Genomic DNA, 15,200 nt, shown 5'->3' with positions numbered 1-15,200 from the left:
CCCCTTGATTTTCATAAAATTTAGAGTAAGCACGCATCGTTTCAATGTTCTTAATGCACTCATTAAATAAGTTTTACGCTACCAACATAATTAACCATCCAGCATTAATTACAAACCGAGTGTGTAATTCACATAAGCAGTGGCTGAGCCAGTACTTTGAAAAGGTAATTGTTGGTAGTAAAAATCTACTGCAATTCGTTGATTACTGGCGGGGCTGAAATAAGCACCAATGCTTGCCACAGGACGCGTGCGATTAAGACTGTCGTTAAAATTTTCACTGGTTAAGCCACTGACGCCCGTCGCTGTTAAATCATCTACGGAGTGAGAAAGGTCGTGTTCAATACCCACGCTACCAGTGAGATTCACTTTGTCTGTCAGTTTTTGATTGAGCTTCATACCCACTAAAGCAACGGTTGAACGGTCTTCAAGAGCTGCATAGGTTAAAGGCGAAGAGATAGAACCTTCTTCTGTATAGGCATCCTGTTTGATTCGGGTATAACGCAAAGCGGCATATGGCCTGACTAATGTTCTCGCTTGATTCACTAGGAAGCTGTAACTCAACTCACCCACATAACTTTGTGTATTGATGGACGTGTCACCAACACCGGCTTCTGAGGTATTCAAGATTTCGCGGGTGGTTGTTAAATTTTTATCTTGGTAGGCATTGGCGATTTTAAATTGATAACCCAAGTGGTCAGCATTTTGATTCCAGACTATAAATATTCCCATCAGTGGATTTGCATTTGAAATATCCACACTGTCGACGGTATCAGTATTGAAATTGTGGTTTAAAAAGCCACCAAAGCGAATGGTTGGTGTGGCTTTGTAGCCCACTACGATTACGGCAGAAGTCTCATGCGTGCTGGGATTATCCACATAGGTCTGTTGACCACCCACAGAGACACAAAAACCTCTGGTATCAAATAAATCACAGTCATAAGTGTTCATGTTGGCAAAGTTTGTAGCGATAAGCTGCTGTGAAAATCCGCCGCGTAGGTCTGATGCTAGAGATTGAACAGAGGCTTGGGTATCAACAACGGATGGACCGGCAAATTCAAATAATAGATCCCAGGCATTTAAAATGGACTCATTCGCTACCAGACTGTAGTTATAGCTGCCATAAGTACCTGTTGTGCCCGATATATCGGCTATAGACGTAAATTCTTGCAGGACATTCACATATCTTCCTTCGGAGACGACTGATGCATCGACACCGGGAACAAGTGTGGTTCCCTTATTACCATATATATTAAGGGCCATACTGCCAGAGGAACGTGTACCGTAAAGCTGACCATAATCCGTAGGGCTATTGATAATGATGTTGTAACTTTCGGGCAAATTACCCACGATTTTTATCGGGTTAGAAAGTCGTGCACCTTGTAAATTATTAAAAACCTTTATCGAGGCATTAACGTTGTTGATGCTTCCGAAAATACCGTTATAGTTGCCAAAATCACCCGTAATACGACCGACATTGGTTAATGAGTTGATGGTTGCTGCATTAGTAATACCGTATCTTACCGAACTCGACATTTGGCCAAAGTTAATCACCTCAACGTTGCCAGGCGAACTATTCCATAATCCCCATTGGTAATAGGTATCGATGGTTCCGTAATTGACTACTCTAGCTGATGTGGCGGTGGCCAAAATCACCACAGATCGACCCTTGACACCAGAAAACGCATCATTATATACCGTAACACCGGAGGCAATCGTGACATCCGCTCCGGTATCAAGGGTTAGTCCTTTTACATTATCTCCATTACAACTGGCTGTCACTTCCAGGGGAGTTGTGACTGTCACGCCGCCATTACACAGGGCAAAAGCAGGTCGGGTAAACAACACCAATAAGATGGAAATAATTAACTTCAACTCTGTTACTCCAGTGAGCAAGCATTAATACTGCAAATTTTTTGGTTGAGCAGCGGAAAGTAAAACTACGTTTTTTTATTGAGATTACTAATCGCTTAGAGTCGAAGTTGATAAGTAACTTATTATTTCAATTGATTAAATTTATTTTGCTAAATGCCTTTGGACTTCATTCTTGAGCACTTCAATTACGGCACTCAGACCAAGACTTTAGGAATTTTTCACAGGTTATCACTTTTTAAATGACGTGGTTAAAATTGTTTATAAAGTATTCCAAATTCAGCATAAAAAATAATTAAATAAGGGGGATTTGTTTTTCACTTCTTCTGTAACTTAAAAATATAATTAATGCATATAGAGAAAGCTACATATTAATAGCCATGTTTATATTTTTATCTTATAAATAGAAATCAAAACAAATTCATTGGTCGAAGACAAATTTGAGTGATAGCGGTAAACCCATTCCTAAATTTTTCTGAACGATTTACTCAATTAGTGTCAAAACATTAACTGACTAATCAATCAGAGGAGTTATTTTGTTGATTAAGGATATGCGTCCACTGCTGTTTGGTGTGCTCACCTTTTCATTAATCCCTGCCTGTTCCAGCGAATCTCAACGGGCCAAGCAAAATCTGGCAGCACCATCTGAAAGTGGTGTTTTACACGTTGCTACACGTAACGGTTCAACTACCTATTATTTAGACCGTCATGAAAATCCTGCCGGACCTGAATATGCGTTAATAACAGATTATGCTGCCGCACGTGGTTGGGAAGTGGAGTGGACAATGTATGACTCCACCTCAGCGGTAATTAAAGCACTTGACAATTCGTCAGTACATCTGGCCGCAGCAGGCCTTACTCTTAACTCACTTCGTAATGCAAAATACGCTAAGGGACCAGCACATACCGAAGTGACCGAACAACTGGTTTGTCATCGGGAACTGCGTCCATTACCTGATTCATACGATGGTTTAACTGACTTTGAGATTGTGGTGACGGAAGATTCCAGCTACGTAGACACTCTCAAAGAAATTAATGCTAATTATGCTGACATACAGTTTCGTGAAGATTCACGAACCAGTGAGTTGATTCTTACTGCGGTGGCAGAAAAAAACATCCCATGCACAGTGGCTGACGCCAATATCGTCAATATTATGCAACGGCATTTTCCCTATCTGGAAGTTGCCATGGATCTCACCGATGGCCGTAATCTCGGCTGGTATGCACCTAATAAATTCAGAGACATTGCTAACGATGCTCATGAGTGGATGAACAGCCGTGAAGGTGATGAAGCCATTGGTCGGATGGAAAGTCGTTATTACAGCTATATCAGCGAGTTTGATTTTGTTGATTTACGTGCGCTCAATCGTAGTATTGATAAACGCCTCAAACGTTATATCGATGAATTCGAAACAGCAGAAGAAAGCACTGGCATGCCTGCAGACCTGCTGGCCGCCCTGGCGTATCAGGAATCAAACTGGAATCCAAAAGCGGTATCCCCAACGGGAGTGCGTGGCATCATGATGCTAACCCAGGCAACAGCAGAAGAACTAGGCGTGGAAGATCGCACTGATCCTGAAGAAGCTATTGATGGAGGCGCGCGCTATCTTGCTGATCGCCATCAGCGCTTACCTGAATCAATTCCTGAACCCGATCGAACATACCTGGCACTTGCCAGCTACAACATTGGTCGAGGACATTTATTAGATGCCCGGCAGCTAGCCCGTGATTTAGGTAAAAATCCGAATTCCTGGTCAGATATGCGTGAGGTCCTGCCATTGAAAGCGGACAAACGATATTACCCCAGCACCCGTTATGGTTACGCTCGAGGTTATGAACCTGTTCATTTTGTGCAACGTATTCGTAACTATCGTGATGTGATTAAGCCGGTTTTTACAGATTAACATCACAAAGAAAACGGGTAGGTTGGGTTGAGTTTACGAAACCCAACAATTCCATACATATCCTGTTGTCCTGTTGAACTTGTAACGTTTAAGAGAATTGTTGGGCTTCGTACCTCAGCGCCAACCTACCATACACCTCGTTCCCTTGCTCCTGCGTAGGAACGGACTTAAGCTGTAAATCTTACTGGCAAAGTTGTAAAAAGTTCATTTCCTGAGAATCTGAAATGTTGGGCTAGAAACCAACAGGCACGGCCAGTAACCATCTCCGAGGTATATTTTCAACTGGCATTGTCCTTGCGTTAATTGCTGGTAGACAACTTAAGCGCTTAGACCATAAGTAAGGTTAGCGCTCAACTTATCAGGAGGACAACCAATGCAAAATTCAGCGAATAATAGTAAATCTCTGCAAGGCAAAAAAATTGCGTTTCTCGTGACCGACGGCTTTGAGCAAATCGAATTGACTACGCCTTGGGAGCAAATCAAGCTTGCCGGCGCCGAAACAGAGTTGATAGCGCTCGAAGAAGGCAAAGTTCATGGCTTTAACCATCTCGACAAAGGGGATGCGTTTCAAGTAGATAAAAGCGTCGCAGATGCATCAGCCGATGATTATGATGGTCTGGTTTTACCTGGTGGCGTAGCTAATCCGGATGCACTGCGAACCGACGAAAATGCGGTTGATTTTGTCCGTGCTTTCTTCACTGAACAAAAACCTGTGGCAGCAATCTGCCATGCTCCATGGACGCTAGTCGAAGCAGACGTTGTTCACGGAAGAAAACTCACATCATGGCCAAGCCTGCGGACCGATATTAAGAATGCCGGTGGCAACTGGGTAGATCAGGAAGTAGTGGTGGATCAAGGGCTGGTGACCAGCCGGAAACCAGACGATTTAGAAGCTTTCTGTAGCAAAGCTATCGAGGAATTCGCCGAGGGTAAGCATGACCGCCAGCGGGCCTGATTAGACAGATTCGAGATCGAAAAGGGGGCGGGTTTATTTTAGTTAAATAAATCCGCCCCTTTTTTTTAGTTAATTGACACCTGGATTTTCAAAATAGGGTAGGTTGGGTTGAGTCTACGAAACCCAACAATCTCTTAAATAATAAAATAAGCGTGGATTTTTAATTGAGTCTGACCTCTTTGATCATTAAGCACGGTATCAGTTCAATTTACTTTCAATACCATGTAACTAATGACGATATATCGCAGAAATTTACCTGCAGTAACCAATATAAGAAACCACTTTAAGCGAACCCGCAAAACACCTGCCATAACGGTTAATGGGTCACCGATTATTGGAACCCAAGCAAAACACAACGCAAACATGCCGTATTTAACAAAGCGCTGTTCTGCTCGCACGAAATCAACTTCTGACATCCTTAACCACTTTTTTACCACAACCAAGCTACCCCAGTAACCTAGAGCGTAGTTTGTGAGTGAACCCAAAACATTTCCTGTTGTTGCAATGATGACTAGCGTAGTGGGGGATAAACCATTCAGCAATAAAGCACTCAAAACAATTTCTGAGCTTAAAGGTAAAATCGTCGCGGCTAAAAATGCAGAGATAAAAAGACCAATATGTCCGAGTTCTGATAAATATTCCATGATGCTTAATGTCTGTAGCACGGACAAAAATTGAAATAAATGGGGTCAGTTACCATTGATAGTTGTGAAGCAAATTTCAATCGACTCTGACCCTATTGTTCCACATGCTGATTAGTGGCAGTGATAAGGTTTTGAACCTGCATGGCAACATTTTCCCGGAGGGCTGTCTTTACGGCAGCCACCGCTATGAGCTAGAGCTGTTGATGTGAAGACTACAATTGAAAGAAGTAGCAAAAACTTTTTCATGGGTATTCTCCGATATAGTTATTGGCATATATCTAAACCTCCATGTTTAGTAAAAACACAATATCACCAGAACTATGATTTAGCTCACTTTTTGGCCGGTGTTGCCAGTTTTGCACTCCGACCATATTGATCTGCATTAGCAGGTGATGTGAATTTCAATTGAATTTTCAAGTTGGCTAACCCCTTGATACACAGGACTGAGCCCAGTTCAACAGCTTAACAAACAGACCTTTCAGTTCTGACTGCAATGCAGCAGCACGGGCAGCAGAATATGGAGCAGGAGAGTCACCTTGAACTTCGTGCATGTAGCTTTGCTGAGCTATTTCCAACTGCAACCCGTGAACCTGACTGGAAGGCTGGCCATAATGACGGGTTATCCAGCCACCTTTAAACCGACCGTTATGCACGAAAGAAAAATTACCACCGGATAAATGCTTTTCGACCAGAAGGGCAAGGTCTGGTGCGCAGCTTCGACCACTATTCGTACCCAGGTTCAAGTCGGGCAAAGTGCCGTCGAACAGTCGTGGACATTGTGAACGAATCGAGTGGGCGTCAAACAGAATGACAATGTCGTGATCCAGCAACAACCGCTCCAACTGGCCCCGAATAGCGGCATGGTAGGGTTCAAAATACTGCTTTTTACGACGTTCAACCTCTGCGTCGTCAAGAGGCGCTGAATACAGCGGCTGACCATCAAAACGGGTTGTTGGGCAAAGCTCTGTAGTGGCCTGTCCAGGGTACAATGACTGACCGGAAGGATCGCGGTTTACATCGACCACGCAGCGGGAAATAGTAGTACGAACAGTGGATATTCCCATTGAGCTGACAAAATCGTACAACTGGTGCACATACCAGTCGGTATCTGTCAGGGCTTGTTCGGTCGAACAGGCAAGCTGAGATTGGATAGAGTCGGGGATTTGCGTTCCGGTATGCGGTAAGCTCACCAGTACGGGGGCGCTACCCTGATTGATTTCAAGCCATTCGGTTGTCATCATTGAAGCTCCAAAATAAAACTTTGAGTTGTGTCCTTTCTCAGACCGTAAGCCAAAGGTGGGAGAGAACCTTGCAACCAAATCGTGCATCAATGGGGTCAGACACCATTGATTGTTGCTTGGAGCGACTAGATTTGAAGTGAATTTCAATCGAGTCTGATCCCTTTGATCTCTCTGAATTTTTAAAAATAGGGTAGGTTGGGTTGAGTTTACGAAACCCAACAATCTCGTGAGTAATTAATCAAGCGTGGAATATCAATTGAATCTGAACCTTTTGATTTGCATATTTTCAAGTTTGCAACCCCCTTGATTTACTGCTCCCTACAGCTTAAATAAGCTCTCAAATAGTGCCTGCAGCTTATTGTGTCCCAGACTATTCATTAGCGCCACGTTTCGTATTGGAACTTGATCGACATCAGGATATTCCACAATAGCTCGCTCAAGACTCGCCTCCCGAATTAGATGCAACAAGGGGTAGGGAGAGCGGTTTGTATAATTCTCTGCATCCTCCGGATTTGTTCCACCAAATTGGTAATCTGGATGAAAACTGGCGATCTGATAGGTACCTTCCAGTCCCATTTCCAAAAGGAGGTTATCGGCATTACTCAAAAACTGATTGTAGTCATAAAAGTCCTGCAATACATTTGAGTGTATCAGCAGCGTAGTTTCAACTGACGGATCACTATTGAGCAGTTCCAGCTCGTCTTGCAGTGACATCAACAATTGTTCTTCCGTTATCGCTCTTGTGGTAGCAAAGCGCACCCGATTGTTCAGCATCTCATACTTAGCAAACGGGCAAAGATTCATTTCCATCACAAAAGTGTTAACCCACTGCCGGACCGATAGAACAATTTCCTCGTCATTTCGGATCTCACTTGGTCGTGATAATTTCTTCATTTGTCTTTCATATATCGTTACCCAAAATAAAACACTCTGACCCTATTGATTCACTGACCCCATTGATTCATTGTCTGTAGCAAGGGCAAAAATTGAAATAAATGGGATCAGATACCATTAATTGTTGTGAAGTGAATTTCAATTGTTTCTGACACCTTTGAAATGCCACCTTTTATGTCCACCTTATACTAAAGTCTCTAAGAATTTCGAAGCGCCATCAAAACTGAAAGTTACTTCCCTATTCCCGAAAAATTTTAACCAGTGCTGTTTTAATCCATCTTGCTCAATTGGATTGAGAAAATCAACGACATGAATTTTGGCATTTTTACGGGTCATTCTCGACAGTAATTGGCGCATCTCGAAATCGGCATAAGGCAATGAATAACCAATAAAAACAATTTGATCTGCTTCGGAAATCTCTATCCCAGCATTTTGCCAAATAATCCTGTATTGAGGATTAGATAGGTCTTTTAAATAGGTGGGCATTATTAAGTTGGCTGTTAGTAGATGTTTGCCTTTCTCTTCTGGAAAATTAGTATCGCAATGACGACAAGATGTTGGATCGAAGAAATTATCCAAAGTTTGCTTTATAAAAAACTTGGTATAAAGCCTAGAACATCTAGGACATTGCAACCAATTCAGTGAACCATGCAGTTTCAATAATTTAACATTAAATCCACCTTGCCCTAGCTTTTCTAAACCGGGTTTTACAGTATCATCATTTTTATCTATAGAGCTTATGTAACAACAATAATCTACAACACCATTGTATTTATGGTTTGATTGCAATACCTGATAGATTGAGTTATCTAGAAGAATATCCCAGTTAGTACTTATAACACTTACTGGATCCTCATTCCTGTATTGGTCACTAGCTCTAGTCGATGATTTTTCAGCTAAAAATTTGGCAAAGGTATCTATGTATTTTTTTGATTTATTGGGTTCGTTTAATAAAAGTTGTATCGTTCGGCCAATAACGAAGAAGACTGACTCTCTGACTTGCATTATTTTGCCGAGACCAATACCTCTAAACTGGGCACTTTCGCTTAAACATCTATCTAATGGTGTAAAGATATCCTCTAAATCAACAGTTGAAAATTTGTCTTCTGATACATTTAATTGTTCACTGATAAAATTGGTAAATTCTTCAAATCGTTTATCATCAAAATTTGCCTTGTCAGCATCACGAAGTCTAAAGGCTTCACTTATGATTGATCTCTGGATCGGGGCGCCTGCTTCTACAGAAAATCCTGCACCTAATATATAGACCGTTTTCATATTTCCCTATACCTGTTTAGTTAGAAAAAAACTAACAATACACTAATGCCTTTTCACATGTTTTTGGACTTTATTGCAGGGGGGGGGCAAAACAGGACAGACACTATTGAGAATAGATGATGCATTTTGTTATGAAGATTATTTACTTACTCTGAGTCATCCAAGTCAAGAGATGCAACATATAAATCAGCAAAATCAAATTCAATCGACTCTTACCCATTTATTGCAATCTATGTGAAGAGTGATTGGATTAAAAAATAAGGTTATTACTCGCTCTTAACTCTTATAGAACTTAAACTTAAGCAGACTAGTAGAACTAAAGTGCTAGGATGAAAAAGCTTAATTCATGATTGCTGCACTTGTGAAGATAGACTAAGGTTAGATCCTTCAATATTCAGCCCTTAAAAAATAGATGAAAAAAAGAAAAATAAAAGTTTTTATTGCCACGCCATCGGATCTGACGGAGGAAAGAGAGGCTTTCCGAAATATTTTAGAATTACTAAACGAGGGATTTGGAGATGGAGCTAATATCGAGTTCGAAGCTCTAGGCTGGGAAAATGAATATGCTTCAACTGGTCGTCGTGTTCAATCATTGTTTAATAAAATGATTGATGAATGCGATGTTTTTATTTTAGCTATACATACAAGGTGGGGACAAACTGCCTCAGACGCTGCTCCATACTCTTCGTATACCGAAGAAGAGTTTTATCGAGCTTATGATAGATTCAGAGAACAATCGAAACCTGAGATTTTTGTTTTTTTTAAACAAATTGAGCGGGCTTTAGAAGCTCATCCAGACGAGCAACTTCAAAAGGTGTTAGATTTCAGAAAAAAATTAGAAGAATCTGGTGTCGACTTTTATAAAGCATTCAAAGATGTACAACAATTTAAGACTTTAATAGGTCGTCATCTTCGTGCCTATGTTAAAGGAGACCTTACATCTCTTAAACAAGGTCTTCATCCGATTATCTTACCTCTTGATGTAGTAAAAGAAATTGAAGCTCAAAAAAAGGAAGTTCAGCTTGAAGTACAAAATGCGTCTATGGAAAAAGATCAAGCATTATTACAGTTAGAGCTTAGAGATCTTAAGATGGCAGAATTTGCAGCTGCTTTATCGTTTGAGGGAAAAATAGAATATGCGAGACAAATGTTTTCGATTGTTAGTCTAGAATCTAAAAATTTAAAAATTCTTAACCTAAGCTTTTTGTTCTATCAAAGAACTGGTGATTTAGACGCTGCCGATGCGGTACTCCAAAAATGGGATGATTTACTAGTAGATAACAAAAATACTATTGAGGGAGCTGCCGTAACTGGAAATAAAGGAATTATTTTACTGAACAGAGGAAAAACTGACGAAGCTCAAAAATGTTTTCAACATGCTTTATCTATTTATGAAACGGAAAATTTTTTACCAGGTTTAGCACAGCAATTTGGGAATTTAGGTGTCGTGAACCAGATTCAATCAAAATATAAGCTATCTGAAAGGTTTTTTTTTAAGGCTTTGGATATACACAAATCTCTGAATCAACAGAGGTTCATTGGTGCTGATTATTTAAATTTGGGGGATGTTTACTCTGAGCTTGGACAGCTTGATATGGCAGATAAAATGTACCTTAAGGCTGAGAAAGTTTTTAAAGAAATTAATTCTCAGGAAGGAATAGCTAAAGTTAAAAGTAATCACGGCCACGTGTACAAAATCAAAGGTGAATACCTAAAAGCCATAGCTATGTATGAAGAGGCGGCAATAATCAATTCTCAATTGGGATCCATACAAGGAGAGGCAATTCAGTACTCAAGCTTAGCAAACATATACCGAAAAATGCGGGACTTTAAAAAATCAAAGTTTTATTTCACGAAAGCAATAGAAATAAATGAAAAATTTGGTTTTATAGAAACTCTGGCTTCAAATTATGGAAATCTTAGTCTTCTTAATAAAGATATGGGTTTAATTGATGAAGCAGAGGAATTAGCTCTTTTAGCACTAACTTTACACCGAGAAGTTAATAGTCAATCTGGTGTTGCTGCTCAATATAGCAATTTAGCAGTTTTAAGTGAAAAACGTGAGGAAATTAATAAAGCAATGGAATTTCATCATATGTCTATGGAAATAAACTCATTAATTGGACATAGACAAAATTTAGCAGTGAATTATGGAAATTTGGCAGGACTCCATCTTAAAAAAAATGAATTAGTTATTGCTGAAGAATTTTATAAGAAATCAATCGATTTAGCTTTATCAGTTGGAGACAAAGAAAATTTAGGGAATCAATATTCAAACTTAGGTGATTTATATTTATTGACAGAAGATATTGATAATGCAATTAAAATGTTCACGAGTTCAAAACAAGCTTTTTTTGAATTAAATTCATCAAAATTTGAAACAGTTGATAAAAAGTTAAAGTTTTTAACTAGTTGACTATATTAAGCATAAATTAAAATTTATTTATTTTTCAAACTGCCTCTTCAACAAAACATACAAAGCCCCAGTCCCACCATCCTCTATCGTTGCACTGCAAAATGCCAGTACGGCATCACTTTGTCTAAGCCAGTGATTGAGTTTGCTTTTTAATACCGGTTTGTTATCGCGTGAACCCCAGCCTTTGCCGTGAATGATTCGCACGCAGCGAATCTTCTGCTCTTGGCATTGTTCGAGAAAATGGGAGAGGGTGGGTTCAGCTTTGGCGAGGGTGAGGCCGTGTAAATCGAGTTCGGCTTCCAGATGTACTCTGCCACTTTTGAGTTTGGCGAATTGGCGGTTTTGAATGCCGTCACCTCGGTATTCCAGATATTCTTCGTTACCCACGGTTTCGGGGGCGAAAAGACTGGAAAACTCGCTGGTGTCATGGGGGAGTTCGGCTGCGGAGGGTTTTCTGACCGTTGGCGGAGGTGGTGGTTTTCGATGCACCAGGCGGTCGTGTTTGATGGGCTCGGCGTCGCTCATTTCATTACGAAACAAGGAAAACTCGTCGTCATCATTTTTATTTTTGTTATCTGCCATGGCCGATGTTGCCTGATTTCATGCCGTTTGATGTGACCCATTGTGCCAGATGATGCTTGTGTAAAAAATCATTTTTAGTTTAGGATGATTTCCACTTGTCGGGGTGCCCCCTCTGAATTATCAGAAAGGGCTGAGATGAAACCCGTTGAACCTGAAGAGGCTAGAACCTCCGTAGGAAACAAGCCGGAATGCCGGTACGTCTGATTGTCTGACTGTAGCCGCCGTGTATCTCCATCACCTTGTTCGCGAAAGCGCAACGTCTTCATTTCCCCGACTTTTTTATTCAAAAAGGGGAAATCAGATGTCAGCAGCCAATCCAAAAGTCATTGATATTAAAGACCGTAGTGGCATTACTACTCAGCCATTACCGGGTTCTGAAAAAATCTATATTACCGGCAGTCGTGATGATCTCCGGGTGCCATTTCGTCAAATTTCTCTGACTGATACACCGAACCGTGATCCCAGTCTGCCGGGTGAGCCGAATGCGCCGGTGATGGTTTACGACACCTCTGGTATTTACACCGATCCCACTGAAACAATCGATCTGGAAAAAGGCTTAACGCCGATTCGTCAGCAATGGATTGAGGAACGCGACGATACCGAAGTATTACCCGCATTCAGTTCCAACTTTACCCGTGATCAGGATGGTCTGGAATTTGATATTCCACTGTTCACCAATCGTCGTCTGCCACGCAAAGCCAAACCCGGCAAAAACGTCAGCCAGATGCACTATGCGCGTCAGGGATTGATTACCCCGGAAATGGAATATATCGCCATTCGTGAAAGCATGGGTCGAGCAGCGTTGCAGGCCAAAGGCGAATTACCAGCTGATAAACCCAATCACATCACCCCGGAATTTGTCCGTAAGGAAGTCGCCGAAGGTCGGGCGATTATTCCAGCCAATATCAATCACCCTGAAGCTGAGCCGATGATTATCGGTCGTAACTTTCTGGTCAAAATCAACGCCAATATCGGTAACTCTGCCACCACGTCTTCGATTGAAGAAGAAGTGGAAAAAATGGTCTGGAGCACCCGTTGGGGCGGCGACACGGTAATGGATTTGTCGACTGGTAAACATATTCACCAGACCCGTGAATGGATTATCCGTAATTCACCGGTGCCAATCGGTACCGTGCCGTTGTATCAGGCATTGGAAAAAGTAAATGGCATTGCCGAAGATCTGACATGGGAAGTATTTCGCGATACGTTGATTGAACAGGCCGAGCAGGGCGTCAGTTATTTTACGATTCATGCCGGTATACGTCTGGCGCATATTCCACTCACCGTAAATCGCACCACAGGCATTGTCTCCCGTGGTGGTTCGATTATGGCGGCATGGTGTCTGGCACATCATGAAGAAAGCTTTTTGTACACGCACTTTGAAGATATCTGCGAAATCATGAAAGCCTATGATGTGTCGTTCTCGCTGGGTGATGGTTTACGTCCAGGTTCACAAGCGGATGCCAACGATGAGGCCCAGTTTGCCGAACTGCGAACCTTGGGTGAATTAACCCATATTGCCTGGAAGCATGATGTGCAGGTGATGATTGAAGGACCGGGTCATGTGCCGATGCACAAGATCAAGGAAAACATGGATCTGCAATTGGAAGTCTGCCACGAAGCGCCTTTCTATACCTTAGGGCCATTGGTTACCGATATTGCACCGGGTTATGACCATATTACCTCGGGTATTGGTGCGGCGATGATTGGCTGGTTTGGTACGGCAATGCTGTGTTACGTAACACCTAAAGAACATCTGGGCTTGCCGAATAAAGATGACGTTAAAGTTGGCATTATCACTTACAAAATTGCTGCCCATGCCGCCGATTTGGCGAAAGGTCATCCGGGTGCACATGAACGTGATGATGCGATTTCCAAAGCACGTTTTGAATTCCGTTGGGAAGATCAATTTAACCTTGGTTTAGACCCGGATACTGCTCGGGCTTTCCATGATGAAACCCTGCCAAAACCGAGTGCCAAAGTGGCGCATTTCTGTTCAATGTGCGGGCCGAAATTCTGCTCAATGAAGATTTCACATGATGTGAAAGAAGCCTTTGCCGAGAAGTCGGAAGAGTTTAAGGCCGGTGGCAGCAAAATCTATCATCAGGTTTGATTGGACCGGATCTCGATCGCTATGAAGCATTATCTGATTATCGGTAGCGGTCTGATTGGACGCCTGACAAGCTGGCGCCTGATTCAGGCCGGTCATGCCGTGACGATTCTGTCATCAGACGATAAAGCTGGTACCGACAGTGCCGGTTTTATTGCGGCTTCAATGATCGCGCCGTTTACCGAAGCGGTGACGGCAGATCGGTCGATTCGTGATCTGGGTATTCAAAGTAAGGCGTTGTGGGATAAATGGCTGGCTGAGTTTGAACAGCCAATATTTAATCCGCAGAGCGGCACGTTGGTCGTCGCGCACGAAGGGGATAAGGCTGAACTGGCACGTTATCAACGTCGTGCAATACATATTCTGGATGCAACTGATTATCAGCAGATTGACGCTCAGCAGTTACAAAACCTGTCTCCTGAACTGGCCGAAAATTTTCGGTCGGCGTTGTATTTCCCGCAAGAGAGTTGTCTGGATAATCGCCAGTTTTATCAGCAGGTTGGTGAGTTTCTAACCGAACATGCCAACTGGCAAATAATTGACCCGATTGAAACGTTAACTAACGCCACATTGGAACAGTTGTGCCAGCAAACGCTCGGTCATTCGCTGGATAATTTTACCTCGGTGATTGATTGCCGGGGTAATGGCAGCAAAGTTGATTTGAAAGACTTGCGTGGGGTTCGTGGTGAAGTACTGCGTGTTCATGCGCCGGAAGTGAATCTGCAACAGTGCGTACGCTTAATGCATCCACGTTATCCGCTGTATCTGGCCCCCAGACCGGATCAGCAATATGTTATTGGGGCGACGGTAATTGAATCCGAAGATCGGTCACCAGTGAGTGTACGTAGTGCTATGGAATTGTTATCGGCGCTTTACAGCATTCATAAAGGTTTTGCCGAAGCCCGAGTGTTGGAAATGCGGGCGCATTGCCGTCCGGCATTACCTGATCATTTACCCATGATTCGCCAGCAGGAGTGGGGTTATCAAATCAATGGCCTGTATCGGCATGGTTATTTGCTGGGGCCGGTAATGGTCGATCAATTACTGACAACATTATCAGAACACACAGATTCGGGAGTGCGTTATGCAAGCTGAGTCGATTCAACCCATTTCACTTATTTTGAATGAACAGCCCATAGAAACCACAAGCTTTAATTTGCAGGCGTTTCTGGCTGAGCATGGCTGGATAGAAGGCCGGTTTGTGGTGGTGATTAACGACAATATTATCGCCAAATCAGCACATCCAACCTATCAATTATCAGCAGGCGATCGCATTGATGTGCTATCGCCGATCAGTGGAGGCTGAC

General features: G+C 42.3%; 12 protein-coding genes and 1 riboswitch. Of the genes, 6 read left to right on the top strand and 6 right to left on the bottom strand.

The window, feature by feature from the left end; all coding sequences use genetic code 11:
- Positions 1-108: 108 nt before the first annotated feature.
- The gene (locus tag B3S93_RS07560; RefSeq protein ID WP_292399159.1) at positions 109-1,872 is read right to left on the bottom strand and encodes an autotransporter outer membrane beta-barrel domain-containing protein; all 1,764 of its coding nucleotides are present in this window, start codon (positions 1,870-1,872) and stop codon (positions 109-111) included.
- Between the two features lie 533 nt (positions 1,873-2,405).
- On the opposite strand from B3S93_RS07560, the gene mltF reads away from it, so the two are divergent.
- Both mltF and B3S93_RS07550 read left to right on the top strand, forming a co-directional pair.
- The gene (gene mltF, locus B3S93_RS07555) at positions 2,406-3,773 is read left to right on the top strand and encodes a membrane-bound lytic murein transglycosylase MltF (protein ID WP_292399157.1); all 1,368 of its coding nucleotides are present in this window, start codon (positions 2,406-2,408) and stop codon (positions 3,771-3,773) included.
- 373 nt (positions 3,774-4,146) lie between these two features.
- A complete protein-coding gene (locus B3S93_RS07550; RefSeq protein WP_292399154.1) occupies positions 4,147-4,728 on the top strand; it encodes a type 1 glutamine amidotransferase domain-containing protein in 582 nt (193 codons plus the stop codon).
- A 203-nt stretch (positions 4,729-4,931) separates the two neighbouring features.
- Here the strand turns inward: B3S93_RS07550 and B3S93_RS07545 are convergent, their stop codons facing one another.
- From B3S93_RS07545 to B3S93_RS07530, 4 genes are all read right to left on the bottom strand, one after another.
- Entirely contained in the window at positions 4,932-5,372 is a 441-nt protein-coding gene (locus tag B3S93_RS07545; protein WP_292399151.1) for a YqaA family protein, read from the bottom strand.
- Positions 5,373-5,794: 422 nt separating this feature from the next.
- Positions 5,795-6,613: an N-formylglutamate deformylase gene (hutG, locus tag B3S93_RS07540; protein WP_292399148.1), complete on the bottom strand. Its 819-nt coding sequence runs from the start codon at positions 6,611-6,613 to the stop codon at positions 5,795-5,797.
- Between the two features lie 318 nt (positions 6,614-6,931).
- Positions 6,932-7,507, bottom strand: coding sequence for a DUF1415 domain-containing protein (locus tag B3S93_RS07535; RefSeq protein ID WP_292399145.1), 576 nt, complete (start codon positions 7,505-7,507; stop codon positions 6,932-6,934).
- 183 nt (positions 7,508-7,690) lie between these two features.
- Complete coding sequence (locus B3S93_RS07530; RefSeq protein WP_292399142.1) at positions 7,691-8,785, bottom strand: hypothetical protein; 1,095 nt, start codon at positions 8,783-8,785, stop codon at positions 7,691-7,693.
- 412 nt (positions 8,786-9,197) lie between these two features.
- On the opposite strand from B3S93_RS07530, the gene B3S93_RS07525 reads away from it, so the two are divergent.
- The gene (locus tag B3S93_RS07525; protein ID WP_292399140.1) at positions 9,198-11,201 is read left to right on the top strand and encodes a tetratricopeptide repeat protein; all 2,004 of its coding nucleotides are present in this window, start codon (positions 9,198-9,200) and stop codon (positions 11,199-11,201) included.
- A 27-nt stretch (positions 11,202-11,228) separates the two neighbouring features.
- Here the strand turns inward: B3S93_RS07525 and B3S93_RS07520 are convergent, their stop codons facing one another.
- A complete protein-coding gene (locus tag B3S93_RS07520) occupies positions 11,229-11,783 on the bottom strand; it encodes a Smr/MutS family protein (protein WP_292399137.1) in 555 nt (184 codons plus the stop codon).
- 89 nt (positions 11,784-11,872) lie between these two features.
- Positions 11,873-11,978: riboswitch (TPP riboswitch) on the top strand.
- 106 nt (positions 11,979-12,084) lie between these two features.
- Here B3S93_RS07520 and thiC point away from each other — a divergent pair.
- From thiC to thiS, 3 genes are read left to right on the top strand one after another with little or no spacing between them, the layout of a single operon-like run.
- Entirely contained in the window at positions 12,085-13,896 is a 1,812-nt protein-coding gene (gene thiC / locus B3S93_RS07515; protein ID WP_292399134.1) for a phosphomethylpyrimidine synthase ThiC, read from the top strand.
- A 21-nt stretch (positions 13,897-13,917) separates the two neighbouring features.
- Positions 13,918-14,988 carry an NAD(P)/FAD-dependent oxidoreductase gene (locus tag B3S93_RS07510; protein ID WP_292399131.1) on the top strand — a complete coding sequence of 357 codons (1,071 nt, stop codon included), beginning with the start codon at positions 13,918-13,920 and terminating at the stop codon, positions 14,986-14,988.
- On the top strand, positions 14,978-15,199 hold the full coding sequence (thiS, locus tag B3S93_RS07505; RefSeq protein WP_292399128.1) for a sulfur carrier protein ThiS: 222 nt from the start codon (positions 14,978-14,980) through the stop codon (positions 15,197-15,199). Before B3S93_RS07510 ends, thiS begins: the two co-directional genes overlap by 11 nt.
- Position 15,200: the final 1 nt, after the last annotated feature.

The sequence above is a fragment of the Methylophaga sp. UBA3613 genome (assembly GCF_002375415.1).
Taxonomy (GTDB): domain Bacteria; phylum Pseudomonadota; class Gammaproteobacteria; order Nitrosococcales; family Methylophagaceae; genus Methylophaga.
This window is presented reverse-complemented; position numbering and strand designations above follow the sequence as displayed.

Coding starts and splice junctions, on each gene's coding strand:
- B3S93_RS07550 (WP_292399154.1), top strand. CDS start 4,147: ATGCAAAATTCAGCGAATAATAGTAAATCTCTGCAAGGCAAAAAAATT.
- B3S93_RS07545 (WP_292399151.1), bottom strand. CDS start 5,372: ATGGAATATTTATCAGAACTCGGACATATTGGTCTTTTTATCTCTGCA.
- hutG (WP_292399148.1), bottom strand. CDS start 6,613: ATGATGACAACCGAATGGCTTGAAATCAATCAGGGTAGCGCCCCCGTA.
- B3S93_RS07535 (WP_292399145.1), bottom strand. CDS start 7,507: ATGAAGAAATTATCACGACCAAGTGAGATCCGAAATGACGAGGAAATT.
- B3S93_RS07530 (WP_292399142.1), bottom strand. CDS start 8,785: ATGAAAACGGTCTATATATTAGGTGCAGGATTTTCTGTAGAAGCAGGC.
- B3S93_RS07525 (WP_292399140.1), top strand. CDS start 9,198: ATGAAAAAAAGAAAAATAAAAGTTTTTATTGCCACGCCATCGGATCTG.
- B3S93_RS07520 (WP_292399137.1), bottom strand. CDS start 11,783: ATGGCAGATAACAAAAATAAAAATGATGACGACGAGTTTTCCTTGTTT.
- thiC (WP_292399134.1), top strand. CDS start 12,085: ATGTCAGCAGCCAATCCAAAAGTCATTGATATTAAAGACCGTAGTGGC.
- B3S93_RS07510 (WP_292399131.1), top strand. CDS start 13,918: ATGAAGCATTATCTGATTATCGGTAGCGGTCTGATTGGACGCCTGACA.
- thiS (WP_292399128.1), top strand. CDS start 14,978: ATGCAAGCTGAGTCGATTCAACCCATTTCACTTATTTTGAATGAACAG.